This is a genomic window from Pseudomonas sp. MN1F (assembly GCF_009391885.1).
Lineage (GTDB): Bacteria > Pseudomonadota > Gammaproteobacteria > Pseudomonadales > Pseudomonadaceae > Aquipseudomonas.
Genome location: NZ_VZII01000051.1, coordinates 70,210 through 83,077, shown reverse-complemented (window position 1 = coordinate 83,077; position 12,868 = coordinate 70,210). Strand labels below are relative to the sequence as shown.

Here is a 12,868-nt window from a genome sequence, read left to right as displayed (position 1 = left end):
TCACGCAAGGGTTTCTTTTTGGTTGGCATACATGCACCTCTTACTCATGTTATGCCCGAACACAAAATTTCTGACACCCTCCGGTAAGCTAGACCACGAAGTTCAAATGCTCGCCCCGATGCAGGTCCAGTTCCAGCATATCCACCATCCCCGCCGCCACGCGTGCCAGGCCCTCATCCGCAAGCGTTGGCGGCATGTTGATCAGCGTCCAGTGCAACGCACTGCGCTGCAGCCTATTGACCACTTCATCAACCGCTTCGCGCTGTTCTTCGCTGTACTTACCCGGCACATCCAGCACATCAAAATCGCCCACCAGCAACAGCCGGCGTATAGTCGTGCGGGCAAGCCCGACCACTAGCGCTCCGCTCGCCCGCGCCTGCGCCGCCAGATCGCCCGGCGCCAGCAGGGCAATCACTGCGGAGCCCCCTGCCGCGCCCTGCTCCGCCTGGTCGGCATCGCCCAGCCCGCCTATCTTGAAATGCAGGCCAGGGCGCGGCGCATGGCGGTTGAGGTCGTCGACTACCGCAATGACTTCGTGCTGGCGCGCCAGCAACTCGATCATCAGGGCGTTGCCCAGGCTGCTTTCAGCCCCGAACAACACCAGTTTGAACACTGGGGTTTCGGCATTTTTCACCGCATCACTCCCTTTGCAGGTGGGGGTGATGGTTGGACCGCAATCAGGAGTTATCGTGCAGAGGATCAAGGGCTACCACGCCCACGTGTACTACGACGCATCCACCTTCGAGCAGGCCCGTGAGCTGTGCGAGGAGGCGGCGCGGCTGTTTCCCGTGACCATGGGGCGTATGCACCAGAAACCGGTCGGCCCGCACCCGGATTGGAGCTGCCAGCTGGCTTTCGAGCCGGAGTTCGTAGGGGTGGTACTGCCTTGGCTGGCGCTGTATCGGAAGGGCTTGGTGGTGTTTCTGCATCCGCTGACCGGGGATGAGCTGGCGGATCACCGGGATCATGCGATCTGGATGGGGGCTGTGAGGCCGCTGGATCTGTCGATCTTCGGGGGCTAGATCTTCATCGCCGGCTTGCCGGCGATGAAGGCGAGGTGGATCAGCGGCGAGCGCCGCGCACCCCTTCAGCCAGTGCCGAGCACAGGCTCAGCACGTCTTTGACGGCCTGACCAGGTTCCTTGGCCTGGGCAATCTTGTCCACCAGCGCCGAACCCACCACCACACCATCGGCCAAGCGTGCGATTGCGGCAGCCTGCTCCGGCGTACGGATACCGAAACCGACGCTGATCGGCAGGTCGGTATGCCGACGCAGGCGGGCAATCGCCTCGGTCACGTGTTCGGTAGTCGCGGAACCGGCACCGGTCACGCCCGCCACCGACACGTAGTAGACGAACCCGGAGCTGCGTTCCAGTACGCGCGGCAGGCGTGCATCGTCGGTGGTCGGGGTGGTCAGGCGGATGAAGTCGATGCCTGCAGCCTGGGCCGGGGTGGCCAGCTCGGCGTCGTGCTCAGGTGGCAGGTCGACGATGATCAGGCCATCGACGCCGGCAGCCTTGGCTTCGGCAACGAACTTATCCACACCGAAGCGGTGGATCGGGTTGTAGTAACCCATGAGCACGATCGGCGTGGTGTGGTTATCCACACGGAATTCGCGAACCATCTGCAGGGTCTTGGCCAAGGTCTGGCCGGCTTCCAGGGCGCGCAGGGTGGCGAGCTGGATGGCCACGCCATCGGCCATCGGGTCGGTGAACGGCATGCCCAGTTCGATCACATCGGCGCCGGCAGCCGGCAGGCCCTTGAGGATCTGCAGCGAAGCGTCATAGCCCGGGTCACCAGCAGTGACGAAGGTGACCAGCGCGGAGCGGCCTTCGGCCTTCAGCTGCGCGAAGCGTTGTTCAAGACGGCTCATGCCTGTTTCTCCTGGGCTGCCATGTGGTTCATCACGGTTTGCATGTCTTTGTCGCCGCGGCCGGACAGGCAAATCACCATCAGGTGATCCTTGGGCAGGTTCGGTGCGCGCTTGATCGCTTCGGCCAGGGCGTGGGAGCTTTCCAGGGCCGGAATGATGCCTTCCAGACGGCAGGTAGCATGGAACGCATCCAGTGCTTCGTCGTCGGTGATGCTGACGTACTCGACGCGCTTCACTTCATGCAGGTAGGCGTGCTCCGGGCCGATGCCCGGGTAGTCGAGGCCGGCGGAAATCGAGTGGGCGTCGGTGATCTGGCCGTCTTCGTCCTGCAGCAGGTAGGTGCGGTTGCCGTGCAGTACGCCCGGTACCCCGCCGTTCAGGCTGGCGGCGTGCTTGTCAGTGTGCACGCCGTGGCCGCCGGCTTCGACGCCGATGATCTGCACGCTTGGTTCTTCGAGGAATTCATGGAACAGGCCCATGGCGTTGGAGCCACCGCCCACGCAGGCAATCAGGCTGTCTGGCAGGCGGCCTTCCTTCTCTTGCAGCTGGGCGCGGGTTTCCTTGCCGATGATCGACTGGAAGTCGCGGACCATCGCCGGGTACGGGTGCGGGCCGGCCACGGTGCCGATCAGGTAGAAGGTGTCGTCGACGTTGGTGACCCAGTCGCGCAGGGCCTCGTTCATGGCGTCTTTCAGGGTACCGGTGCCGGCGGTGACCGGGACGATCTCGGCGCCCAGCAGCTTCATGCGGAACACGTTGGCCTGCTGGCGCTCGATGTCGGTGGCGCCCATGTAGATCACGCAAGGCAAACCGAAGCGCGCAGCCACGGTGGCGGTGGCCACGCCGTGCATGCCGGCGCCGGTTTCGGCGATCAGGCGCTTCTTGCCCATGCGCTTGGCCAGCAGTACCTGGCCGATGCAGTTGTTCACCTTGTGTGCGCCGGTGTGGTTGAGCTCTTCACGCTTGAAGAAGATCCTCGCGCCGCCGCAGTGCTCGGTCAGGCGCTCGGCGAAGTACAGCGGGTTCGGGCGGCCGATGTAGTCGCGCTGGAAGTAGGCCAGTTCTTCGAGGAACTTGGGGTCGGCCTTGGCCGCTTCGTATTCGCGGGCCAGGTCCAGCACCAGCGGCATCAGGGTTTCGGCCACGTAGCGGCCGCCGAACGAGCCGAACAGGCCGTTGGCGTCGGGGCCGGGACGGTATTGGGACTGGGTCATGGGGCGCTCCAAGGCGTAATCAATGAGTGATGGGCTTTACTCTAACCACGGCAAGCCCGGCTGAAAACCGATAAGATTGCGTAAACTTGTCAGAAAAACTCACAGGTAAAATGGCCCACGACCTCCCTCCCCTCAACGCCCTGCGGGCCTTCGAGGCCACTGCCCGGCTCAACAGCGTCAGCCAGGCGGCCGAAGTGCTGCACGTAACCCATGGCGCCGTCAGCCGGCAGATCAAGGTGCTTGAGGAGCACCTGGGCGTGGCCCTGTTCATCAAGGACGGGCGCGGCATCAAACTCACAGATGCCGGCATGCGATTGCGTGACGCCAGCGGCGAGGCGTTCGACCGCCTGCGCAGCGTGTGCGCCGAGTTGAGCCGCGATGTGAGCGAGGCGCCGTTCGTGCTGGGCTGTTCCGGCAGCCTGCTGGCGCGCTGGTTCATCCCCAGGTTGGGGCGGCTGAAGGCTGACTTGCCCGAGTTGCGCCTGCACCTGTCGGCGGGTGAAGGCGACCTCGACCCGCGCCGGCCTGGGCTGGATGCGTTGCTGGTGTATGCCGAACCGCCGTGGCCAGCGGACATGCAGGTGCATGTGCTGGCGCAAGAGCGCATCGGCCCTGTGCTGAGCCCGCATTTCGCCGGTTTCGACCGCCTGCAGGCAGCACCCGCCAAGGCCCTGCTGGACGAAGCCCTGTTGCATACCACTTCACGCCCGCAGGCGTGGCCAACCTGGGCATCTGAACAAGGTCTGGACGCTGGCGCGTTGAAATACGGCCAGGCGTTCGAGCATCTGTATTACTTGCTGGAGGCAGCGGTTGCCGGCCTTGGGGTGGCGATTGCTCCCCAACCACTGGTTGCCGATGACCTGCGAGCCGGACGTTTGAGTGCACCGTGGGGCTTTTCGCCGACGCCTGCCGCGCTGGCGTTGTGGGTGCCTCGGCGCGCCGCAGATGGGCGCGCCGAGCAACTGGCGCAGTGGCTACGCGCCGAACTGGCCAGGCAGAGCGCTTAGTTGCGCTTGCACAGCAGGTACGCCGCCAGCAGGCCAAGCGCGCCAATGGCAACGCCTGCGGTGGTGTACGGGTGCTCCTGGGCATAGTCGCGGGTGGCGATACCGGTCTGGCGGGTGCGTTCTTTCACCTCTTCATAGGCATCGCTGATAAGGCTGCGTGAATGGCGCAGCGCGCTTTCGGCGTTGCTGCGCATCGCCTTCACTGACTTCTGGGTTTCCTCGGAGGCATCGTGCTTCAGGTTCTCCAGGCTTTTCAGGAGGCTTTCGATCTCCGCTTCCATGCTTTCCAGGGACGTTTTACGCAGCGAGTTGCGGTGCATGTTGACTCTCCTTTGCAGTATGGACTGTAAGGATTGCGACCCCGGGGGTGCGCAAAAGTGCGATCGAACTTTGGCAAAGGGCAGCGGCTCGCAGGTAAACCGGGCTTGCACTGCTAGGCTCAATCTCACTGTCACCCAAGGAGAACGCTCATGACCGATCATCACACTTACAAGAAGATCGAGCTGGTGGGTTCCTCGCCCACCAGCATCGAAGAGGCGATCAACAATGCCCTGGCCGAAGCCGGCAAGAGCATCAAGCACCTGGAGTGGTTCGAAGTGGTCGATACCCGTGGCCATATCCGCGACAACAAGGCGGCGCATTTCCAGGTCACGCTGAAGGTTGGCTTCCGCATCGCCAACAGCTGAAACATTCCCGGGCTGGAATAGCCCTGCGTGATGGCGTTATAACACCGGAGGGCGCCTTGGCGGCGCCCTTCTGGTCTTCTCATCTGTACAAGGAATGCGATCGATGAAGAAACTGATGCTGGCGTTGGGTTTGATGGTGCTGGCCGGTGGGGCGATGGCCGCCGGCAAACCCTGTGAAGAGCTCAAGGCCGAGATCGCCTCGAAGCTCGATGCCAAGGGTGTGAAGGGTTACAAGCTGGAAATCGTCAAGAAAGGTGAGCCGGCTGGCAAGGTAATCGGCAGCTGTGAGGGCGGTAGCAAGGAGATTGTCTACCGCCGCGGCTAATGCGCTGGATTCTTCGCGGGCTTGCCCGCGAAGATACTTACTCGGCCTTCAGCGCCTGTGCCATCAGCTCATACGACCGAATCCGGTCCGCATGTTCATACAGATCACAGGTGAAGATCAGCTCATCCGCCCCAGTCTGCTCCAGCAGCACTTCCACTTTGGCCCGTACCTTCTGCGGGCTGCCGATCATCGCCAGGCCGAGGAAGCTCCCCACGGCATCGCGCTCATGGGGCAGCCATAGCCCGTCCATGCTGGGCACTGGCGGTTTTTGCATCAGGCTCTGGCCACGGATCAGCGCCAGGATTCGCTGGTACACCGAGGTTGCCAGGTATTCGGCTTTTTCGTCGGTTTCCGCCACAACCATCGGAATCCCCAGCATCACATAGGGCTTGTCCAGCGTGGTCGACGGCTTGAAATGGTCGCGATAGATGCGGATTGCCTCATGCATGTAGCGCGGAGCGAAATGCGAGGCAAAGGCGTAAGGCATGCCGCGCATGCCGGCCAGTTGCGCGCTGAACAGGCTGGAACCGAGTAGCCACAGGGGCACGTTGGTGTCGTGACCGGGCACCGCGATCACTTTTTGATCATCGGTCCGCGGGCCAAGGTAGCGCGACAGCTCCTCGACATCATCCGGGAAGTCATCGGCGCTGCCGGCGCGGTCGCGGCGCAAGGCGTAGGCAGTCATCTGGTCGGAGCCTGGTGCACGGCCCAGGCCCAGGTCGATACGCCCGGGATACAGGCTGGCCAATGTGCCGAACTGCTCGGCGATCACCAGCGGCGCATGGTTGGGCAGCATGATGCCGCCGGAGCCGACGCGAATGGTTGAAGTGCCGCCGGCCAGGTAACCGATCAATACCGAGGTGGCCGAGCTGGCGATGCCGTCCATGTTGTGGTGTTCGGCCACCCAGAAGCGGTTGTAGCCAAACCGCTCGACATGCCGGGCCAGGTCCAGCGAGTTGTGCAGCGATTGCGCCGGGCCTTGGTCGGCGCGCACCGGCACCAGGTCGAGGGTGGATATCTTCAGGTCACGCAGCTGCGTCATTGGAGCCTCCGCAAGAGTGGTTGGCCCGGAGGCCTTTAGGACTCTGTATGGGCAGATTCGAAGGATTCAATGCTCACTGTGTGATTGCTCTGAACTTGCTGTAAGACGCAGGCCTCGAAAATGTAGGTAGTAACCCTATGACCAGGAGGCATCATGAAAAAGACAGCATCGGCGATCTGGCAAGGTGGCCTGAAGGATGGCAAAGGCCTGCTTTCCACCGAAAGCGGCGCACTCAAGCAGAACCCTTATGGCTTCAACACCCGTTTCGAGGGCTCGCCGGGGACCAACCCGGAAGAGCTGATCGGCGCTGCCCATGCCGGCTGCTTCTCGATGGCGCTGTCGATGATGCTCGGTGAGGCCGGGCTCACTGCGGATCGCATCGATACCATTGCCGAAGTCACGCTGGATAAACAACCCGACGGCTTTGCCATCACCGCCGTGCACCTGATCCTCAAGGCCAAGGTGCCGGGGGCCAGCGAGGCGCAGTTCCTCGAAATCGCCAACAAGGCCAAGGCCGGTTGCCCGGTGTCGAAAGTGCTCAACGCGAAGATCACCCTGGACGCTGCATTGGTGGGCTAGGCGGCGCAACGGCGACGGTTTGCTGTAGTCTAAACAGCGTCGGCAGCGCAGCTGCCTTGCCAGGAGCCGTTCCATGATTCGCGTAGCAATCGCCGTGCTGGCTTCGCTTGTGGCCACTTCTGCATTGGCGGCGGTGAAACCGTGCGAAGAACTCAAGGCTGAGATCGAAGCCAAGATCCAGGCCCAGGGTGTGACGTCCTATACCCTGGAAATCGTGCCCAACAGTGAGGTCAAGGATCAGAACATGGTCGTTGGCAGCTGTGAGGGCGGGACGAAGAAGATCATTTACCAGAAGAACGACCGATAAATGATTGGGGCCGCAAATGCGGCCCCAGTGCTTAGGGTATGCAGAACACGTCGCTTGGCTCGTTCACCACTACCTTGCGGCTGGCGTCGTACAGCAGCACCTGCGGGTCCATCACCGGTGCCCGAGCCTCCAGGCGATAGCGCTCGCCGGCCTTGAAGTCATCGAAGCGAACGGTCAGGTAGCAGGTCCGTTCCTTGGGGCTGGTGAGCATGCCGCCGGCATAGATTTCATAGTCGAACCGCACCACCAGTTCATGCTTGCCGGGGGTTAGCTGGAAGTAGCGGCCATCGTCCAGGCGCTGGCCGTCGAGGCGGTCGGCCATGAGTATGCGGCCAGGCGTGACGGTGTAGAGGTCGACCCACGCCTTGGCGGGGTCTACGGGCGGCAAGGGGCTGGCGCAAGCCCCCAGTGCACTGAGGGCGATCAGCATCATGGGCTGGCGCATGGCAAAACTCCCACTCGCGATACACAAGTTACAAGCATAGCGCCGTTTGTGCGGTTCAGGTGCGTTGGCAACCCGCTGGCAGGCCCTGCCCGACCAGTTTTTGCTGGTGGTCGTACAGCTTGATCCATGGCCGGAAGCCGATACTGCCGGCCTGCAGCTGGTAGCGCTGGCCGGCGCTGAAGTCCTTGAAGGTCAGCTTGACCTGGCAATCACGCCACAAGGGTTCGCCGACCGGGCCGATATTGCTTGGCGTGACCGGGAACTGGTAGCGCACGGTCAGCTCGTGGCTGCCGGGCGGCACCTCGAAATAGCGCGTATCAGCCCAGTCGCGCTCGTCCACCTGCTTGGCGTCCAGCGAGGCATCGTCATAGGGGGTGAGGTCGACCCAGGCCAGGTTCGGGTCCGGGTCGGGCAGGGTTGAACAGGCAGAAACCAGCAGCAGTGAGCCGGTGACCAACAGTGCACGCATGGCGAAACTCCCCCTTGGCGAGATAGTCTTGGAGCGCATTGGCCGTGAGCGAGTTGGATAGCCCCAGATGGATCTCTTTGTTCTTTTCAAGCGCTCAGGCCCTGGGCCACTCGACTGCGTTTTCAGGCGTTTGGTTCCCCTGCTGGGCGCCTTTCTGCTGAACGGTTGCAGCACCGTGGGCTATTACGGCCAGTTGGCCGAGGGGCAATGGCAGCTGTTACGGGCGCGCCAGCCTGTGGACAAGGTGATTGCCGACCCGGCCAGCAGCCCGCGCTTGCGCGCTCGCCTGGCCCATGCCGAAGAGGCGCGGGTGTTTGCCAGCGAACAGCTCAAGCTGCCGGACAACCGCAGCTATCGGCTCTACGCCGATCTGCAACGCCCCTACGTGGTGTGGAACGTGTTTGCCACGCCTGAACTGTCACTGCAGCCGGTAACCCACTGTTTCCCCATTGCCGGCTGCGTCGCCTACCGCGGCTATTACCGCCAGGGTGCGGCGCGTGGTGAGGCGGCGTTGATGCGCCAGCAAGGCCTGGACGTGTACGTGAGCGGTGTCGAAGCCTATTCGACGCTGGGCTGGTTCGATGACCCGATCCTGTCTTCGATGCTCGGTTGGGGGGATGAGCGGCTGGCCACGCTGATCTTCCATGAGCTGGCTCATCAGCGCTTTTATGTGCAGGACGACACCGAGTTCAACGAGTCGTTTGCCACCTTCGTCGAGCAGGAAGGCACGCGGCAATGGCGCGCAGCACGTGGGCTTGCGGCGATCGGGGCGGATCAGTCGCAGCAGAGCGACCAGTTCACCCGGTTGGTGCTGGCCAGCCGTGAGCGGTTGCAGGCGATTTATGCAGGGCCGTTGGACGATGTGCACAAGCGGGCGGCCAAGCAGGCGGAGTTCGAGCGCTTGCGCAGTGAGTACCAGCAGGTGCGGGACAGCCAGTGGAATGGGGACAAGCGCTATGACGCCTGGATCTATGCGCCGTTGAGCAATGCCAAGCTGTTGCCGTTCGGGCTTTATGACCAGTGGGTGCCGGCGTTTGCGGCCCTGTTCCGGGAGGTGGGTGGGGATTGGGGGCGGTTTTACGGGCGGGTCGAGCAGCTTGGGCGATTGCCGGTTGCCGAGAGGAAAGCAGTTCTGCAGCAATTGATGTGAGCCGGTGAGAATGTGGGGCCGCACAGCGGCCCCATTGCCCTCAGCCCTGGATAAAGGCCTGATGCATATCGGCCACAGTAGCGAAGTGGAAGGCCGGCGCCTCGGCCACCAGCTCTTCCTGGCTACCGAACCCATACCCCACCGCCACTGCCTGCAAGCCATTACTGCGCGCACCGATCAGGTCATGCTTGCGGTCGCCGATCATCAACGTCTGCGAAGGATCCAGCCCTTCCTCATCCAGCAGATGGCGGATCAGCTCGACCTTGTTGGTCCGCGTGCCATCCAGCTCGCTGCCATAGATCACCTTGAAATGGTGATCGAAAGCAAAATGCCGAGCAATTTCCCGGGCGAACTCCCACGGTTTGGACGTGGCGATATACAGCGTCCGGCCTTGGCCATTCAGGGCTTCGAGCAGTTCAGGCACCCCTTCGAACACCAGGTTCTCGTACAAGCCCGTGACTCGGAAGCGTTCCCGGTAGAAGTTCACTGCTTCCCACGCCTTGGCTTCATCGAAGCTGTAGAACTGCATGAAGGCCTGTAGCAGTGGCGGGCCGATGAAGTGTTCGAGGCGGGTCAGGTCGGGTTCGTCGATACCCAGCTTGGCCAGGGCGTACTGGATCGAGCGGGTGATGCCCAGACGTGGGTCGGTCAAGGTGCCGTCGAGGTCGAAGAGGATGTTCTGCTGGTGCATGTTCGTCTCGGTAGTCGGGATCATTGCGGTTGGTCGTAGCCTTCGGCCAGGTGCTGGTCCTTGAGCTTGACGTAGTTGCCGGCGCTGTAGGGGAAGAAGGCGTGTTCCTGATCGTTCAGCGGGCGCACCTGCTTCACCGGGCTGCCCATGTACAGGTAGCCACTGACCAGGCGCTTGCCGGGCGGCACCAGGCTGCCGGCACCGATGATCACTTCGTCTTCGACGATGGCGCCATCCATGATGGTGCTGCCCATGCCGACCAGGATGCGGTTGCCCAGGGTGCAGCCATGCAGCATGACCTTGTGGCCGATGGTCACCTCGTCGCCGATGATCAGCGGGAAACCGTCAGGGTTGAACGGGCCGGCGTGGGTGATGTGCAGCACGCTGCCATCCTGCACGCTGGTGCGGGCGCCGATGCGGATGCGGTGCATGTCGCCGCGGATCACCGTCAGCGGCCAGACAGAGCTGTCCTCGCCGATTTCCACGTCACCCAGGACCACCGCCGAACGGTCGACGAACGCCCTGAGTCCCACTTTCGGAGTGTGTTGCTGGAAGCTGCGGATGGCCATGATAGCGTCTCTCATCTGTGCCGATAGGCAGGCTGCCTGCTGCGGTCGGCGTCGATTGTAATTAAGATGGGGCAGTGTTTCTTCTGCCAAGGTATCCGAACCGTGAGTGCGAACAACCCGCTTCTGCAGTCCTACGATCTGCCGCCCTTCTCGCAAATCCGTGCCGAACACGTGTTGCCGGCGATCGAAGCGATCCTGGCCGACAACCGTAAAGCCATTGCCGAGATCCTTGAACAACAGGGCAACAACCCTACCTGGGCCGGCCTGGTGCTGGCCATGGACGAACTGAACGACCGCCTGGGCGCCGCCTGGAGCCCGGTCAGCCACCTCAATGCAGTGTGCAACAGCCAGGAACTGCGCGAGGCCTATGAGTCCTGCCTGCCCGCGCTGAGCGCCTACTCTACCGAACTGGGCCAGAACCGTGCGCTGTTCGAAGCCTATCAGGCACTGGTCAACAGCCCGGAAGCCGCCAGCTTCGACGTGGCCCAGAAGACTATCCTCGAGCACGCCCTGCGTGACTTCCGCCTGTCGGGCATCGACCTGCCGGCCGACCAGCAGCAGCGTTATGCCGAAGTGCAGAGCAAGCTCAGCGAGCTGGGCAGCCGCTTCTCCAACCAGCTGCTCGACGCCACCCAGGCCTGGACCAAGCACGTCACCGACGAAGCCGCACTGGCCGGCCTGACCGATTCTGCCAAGGCGCAGATGGCTGCTGCTGCCCAGGCCAAGGGCCTCGACGGCTGGTTGATCACCCTGGAATTCCCCAGCTACTACGCGGTGATGACCTACGCCAGTGACCGCGCCCTGCGCGAAGAGCTGTACGCCGCCTACTGCACCCGTGCCTCGGACCAGGGCCCGAACGCCGGCCAGTTCGACAACGGCCCGGTCATGCAGCAGATCCTCGACCTGCGCCAGGAACTGGCCGGGCTGCTGGGCTACAAGAATTACGCCGAGCTGAGCCTGGCGACCAAGATGGCCGAGTCCAGCGACCAGGTGCTGAGCTTCCTGCGTGACCTGGCCAAGCGCTCCAAGCCGTTTGCCGCCCAGGACCTGCAGCAGCTCAAGGCGTACGCTGCCGAGCAGGGCTGCCCTGAGCTGGCCAGCTGGGACGCCGGTTACTTCGGCGAGAAGCTGCGCGAGCAGCGTTACAGCGTGTCGCAGGAAACCCTGCGCGCCTACTTCCCGATCGACAAGGTGCTCAGCGGCCTGTTCAGCATCGTCCAGCGCCTGTACGGCATCGAGATCGCCGAACTCAAGGGCTTCGACAGCTGGCACCCGGACGTGCGTCTGTTCGAGATCAAGGAAAACGGCCAGCACGTCGGTCGCTTCTTCTTCGACCTCTACGCCCGCGCCAACAAGCGTGGCGGTGCCTGGATGGACGGCGCCCGCGACCGTCGCCGTACTGCTGGCGGCGAGCTGCAGAGCCCGGTGGCCAACCTGGTGTGCAACTTCACCCCGGCCGCACCTGGCAAGCCTGCGCTGCTGACCCACGATGAAGTCACCACGCTGTTCCACGAGTTCGGCCACGGCCTGCACCATATGCTGACCCGCATCGAACATGCCGGTGTGTCCGGCATCAACGGCGTGGCCTGGGACGCGGTCGAGCTGCCAAGCCAGTTCATGGAAAACTGGTGCTGGGAGCCGGAAGGCCTGGCATTGATCTCCAGCCACTACGAAACCGGCGCGGCTCTGCCCCAGGACCTGCTGGACAAGATGCTCGCGGCGAAAAACTTCCAGTCGGGCATGATGATGGTGCGCCAGCTGGAGTTCTCGCTGTTCGACTTCGAGCTGCACGCCAGCCACGGCGACGGCCGCAGCGTGCTGCAGGTACTTGAAGGTGTGCGCGATGAGGTTTCGGTGATGCGCCCGCCGGCGTACAACCGCTTCCCCAACAGCTTCGCGCACATCTTCGCTGGCGGTTACGCGGCGGGCTACTACAGCTACAAATGGGCTGAAGTGCTGTCGGCCGATGCCTTCTCACGCTTCGAGGAAGAAGGCGTGCTGAATGCCGAGACCGGCCGCGCGTTCCGTGAAGCGATCCTGGCCCGCGGCGGTTCGCGCGAACCCATGGAGCTGTTCGTGGACTTCCGTGGGCGTGAGCCTTCCATTGATGCATTGCTGCGCCACAGTGGCCTGACCGAGGACGCTGCGGCATGAGCGAGGTAGCTGTGAACAAGACCAAGAAACGCTTTATCGCCGGGGCGGTGTGCCCGGCGTGCAGCGAGCCCGACAAGCTGATGATGTGGAGCGAAGACGACGTACCGCACCGCGAGTGCGTGGCGTGTGGCTTTACCGACACCCTTAATGAGCAAGGCCTGTCGGTGCCCAAGGAGCTCGGTACGCGGGTCAACCAGCTGGCGCCGAAGGCAGCGCCGGCCAAGGTCCAGACCGTGCAGTTCTTCCCTAACCCGAAGTTGAAAAAACCAGCTGAGTGAAGCCGTCGTGCCGCCCGGGCCTGGTGCCCGGGCTGGCATGTGCTCGGGGTGTTAGATAAGTAGCCCCCGCTTTTTCCCTG

Annotated in this window: 18 protein-coding genes; 9 read left to right on the top strand and 9 right to left on the bottom strand. The window is 63.0% G+C overall.

The features are described 5' to 3' along the window. Positions 1 to 88 precede the first annotated feature (88 nt). Positions 89 to 634 (bottom strand): NADH-flavin reductase, encoded by a 546-nt coding sequence (locus F6X59_RS23885; RefSeq protein ID WP_346652403.1) that lies wholly within the window; start codon positions 632 to 634, stop codon positions 89 to 91. Positions 635 to 689: 55 nt separating this feature from the next. Between F6X59_RS23885 and F6X59_RS23880 the strand changes: the two genes are divergently transcribed. Beyond that, positions 690 to 1,022, top strand: coding sequence for a DOPA 4,5-dioxygenase family protein (locus F6X59_RS23880; protein WP_346652404.1), 333 nt, complete (start codon positions 690 to 692; stop codon positions 1,020 to 1,022). 40 nt (positions 1,023 to 1,062) lie between these two features. Here the strand turns inward: F6X59_RS23880 and trpA are convergent, their stop codons facing one another. Together trpA and trpB are read right to left on the bottom strand one after the other, a co-directional pair. After that, a complete protein-coding gene (gene trpA / locus F6X59_RS23875) occupies positions 1,063 to 1,872 on the bottom strand; it encodes a tryptophan synthase subunit alpha (RefSeq protein WP_152958482.1) in 810 nt (269 codons plus the stop codon). Further along, positions 1,869 to 3,086, bottom strand: a complete 1,218-nt coding sequence (gene trpB, locus F6X59_RS23870) for a tryptophan synthase subunit beta (RefSeq protein WP_152958480.1) — start codon at positions 3,084 to 3,086, stop codon at positions 1,869 to 1,871. The genes trpA and trpB overlap by 4 nt, the downstream gene beginning before the upstream one ends. A gap of 110 nt (positions 3,087 to 3,196) precedes the next feature. On the opposite strand from trpB, the gene F6X59_RS23865 reads away from it, so the two are divergent. Continuing rightward, on the top strand, positions 3,197 to 4,093 hold the full coding sequence (locus F6X59_RS23865; protein WP_152958478.1) for a LysR family transcriptional regulator: 897 nt from the start codon (positions 3,197 to 3,199) through the stop codon (positions 4,091 to 4,093). On the opposite strand, the gene F6X59_RS23860 is transcribed toward F6X59_RS23865, so the two are convergent. After that, on the bottom strand, positions 4,090 to 4,413 hold the full coding sequence (locus F6X59_RS23860) for a YqjD family protein (protein WP_027917148.1): 324 nt from the start codon (positions 4,411 to 4,413) through the stop codon (positions 4,090 to 4,092). The genes F6X59_RS23865 and F6X59_RS23860 overlap by 4 nt on opposite strands. Positions 4,414 to 4,563: 150 nt before the next feature. Between F6X59_RS23860 and F6X59_RS23855 the strand changes: the two genes are divergently transcribed. Beyond that, positions 4,564 to 4,779, top strand: a complete 216-nt coding sequence (locus tag F6X59_RS23855) for a dodecin (protein ID WP_003253076.1) — start codon at positions 4,564 to 4,566, stop codon at positions 4,777 to 4,779. A 103-nt stretch (positions 4,780 to 4,882) separates the two neighbouring features. Next, positions 4,883 to 5,104, top strand: coding sequence for a DUF1161 domain-containing protein (locus F6X59_RS23850; protein WP_152958476.1), 222 nt, complete (start codon positions 4,883 to 4,885; stop codon positions 5,102 to 5,104). A gap of 37 nt (positions 5,105 to 5,141) precedes the next feature. Here the strand turns inward: F6X59_RS23850 and F6X59_RS23845 are convergent, their stop codons facing one another. After that, complete coding sequence (locus tag F6X59_RS23845; protein WP_152958474.1) at positions 5,142 to 6,146, bottom strand: LLM class flavin-dependent oxidoreductase; 1,005 nt, start codon at positions 6,144 to 6,146, stop codon at positions 5,142 to 5,144. Positions 6,147 to 6,299: 153 nt separating this feature from the next. Here F6X59_RS23845 and F6X59_RS23840 point away from each other — a divergent pair, with 153 nt between their 5' ends. After that, complete coding sequence (locus F6X59_RS23840) at positions 6,300 to 6,725, top strand: OsmC family protein (RefSeq protein ID WP_152958472.1); 426 nt, start codon at positions 6,300 to 6,302, stop codon at positions 6,723 to 6,725. Between the two features lie 73 nt (positions 6,726 to 6,798). Beyond that, positions 6,799 to 7,032, top strand: coding sequence for a DUF1161 domain-containing protein (locus tag F6X59_RS23835; protein ID WP_152958470.1), 234 nt, complete (start codon positions 6,799 to 6,801; stop codon positions 7,030 to 7,032). Between the two features lie 31 nt (positions 7,033 to 7,063). Here the strand turns inward: F6X59_RS23835 and F6X59_RS23830 are convergent, their stop codons facing one another. Continuing rightward, positions 7,064 to 7,477 carry a hypothetical protein gene (locus F6X59_RS23830; RefSeq protein ID WP_054884397.1) on the bottom strand — a complete coding sequence of 138 codons (414 nt, stop codon included), beginning with the start codon at positions 7,475 to 7,477 and terminating at the stop codon, positions 7,064 to 7,066. Between the two features lie 55 nt (positions 7,478 to 7,532). Next, complete coding sequence (locus F6X59_RS23825) at positions 7,533 to 7,946, bottom strand: hypothetical protein (protein WP_152958468.1); 414 nt, start codon at positions 7,944 to 7,946, stop codon at positions 7,533 to 7,535. A gap of 67 nt (positions 7,947 to 8,013) precedes the next feature. Here F6X59_RS23825 and F6X59_RS23820 point away from each other — a divergent pair, with 67 nt between their 5' ends. Further along, positions 8,014 to 9,096: an aminopeptidase gene (locus F6X59_RS23820; RefSeq protein ID WP_152958466.1), complete on the top strand. Its 1,083-nt coding sequence runs from the start codon at positions 8,014 to 8,016 to the stop codon at positions 9,094 to 9,096. 40 nt (positions 9,097 to 9,136) lie between these two features. Here F6X59_RS23820 and F6X59_RS23815 read toward each other — a convergent pair whose 3' ends face one another. Together F6X59_RS23815 and F6X59_RS23810 are read right to left on the bottom strand one after the other, a co-directional pair. Next, positions 9,137 to 9,787, bottom strand: a complete 651-nt coding sequence (locus F6X59_RS23815) for an HAD family hydrolase (RefSeq protein WP_152958464.1) — start codon at positions 9,785 to 9,787, stop codon at positions 9,137 to 9,139. A 20-nt stretch (positions 9,788 to 9,807) separates the two neighbouring features. Continuing rightward, the gene (locus F6X59_RS23810) at positions 9,808 to 10,356 is read right to left on the bottom strand and encodes a gamma carbonic anhydrase family protein (RefSeq protein WP_152958462.1); all 549 of its coding nucleotides are present in this window, start codon (positions 10,354 to 10,356) and stop codon (positions 9,808 to 9,810) included. 102 nt (positions 10,357 to 10,458) lie between these two features. On the opposite strand from F6X59_RS23810, the gene prlC reads away from it, so the two are divergent. Both prlC and F6X59_RS23800 read left to right on the top strand, forming a co-directional pair. Then, a complete protein-coding gene (gene prlC / locus F6X59_RS23805; RefSeq protein WP_372240505.1) occupies positions 10,459 to 12,510 on the top strand; it encodes an oligopeptidase A in 2,052 nt (683 codons plus the stop codon). After that, the gene (locus tag F6X59_RS23800) at positions 12,507 to 12,788 is read left to right on the top strand and encodes a YheV family putative zinc ribbon protein (RefSeq protein WP_054884391.1); all 282 of its coding nucleotides are present in this window, start codon (positions 12,507 to 12,509) and stop codon (positions 12,786 to 12,788) included. The genes prlC and F6X59_RS23800 overlap by 4 nt, the downstream gene beginning before the upstream one ends. Positions 12,789 to 12,868 lie beyond the last annotated feature (80 nt).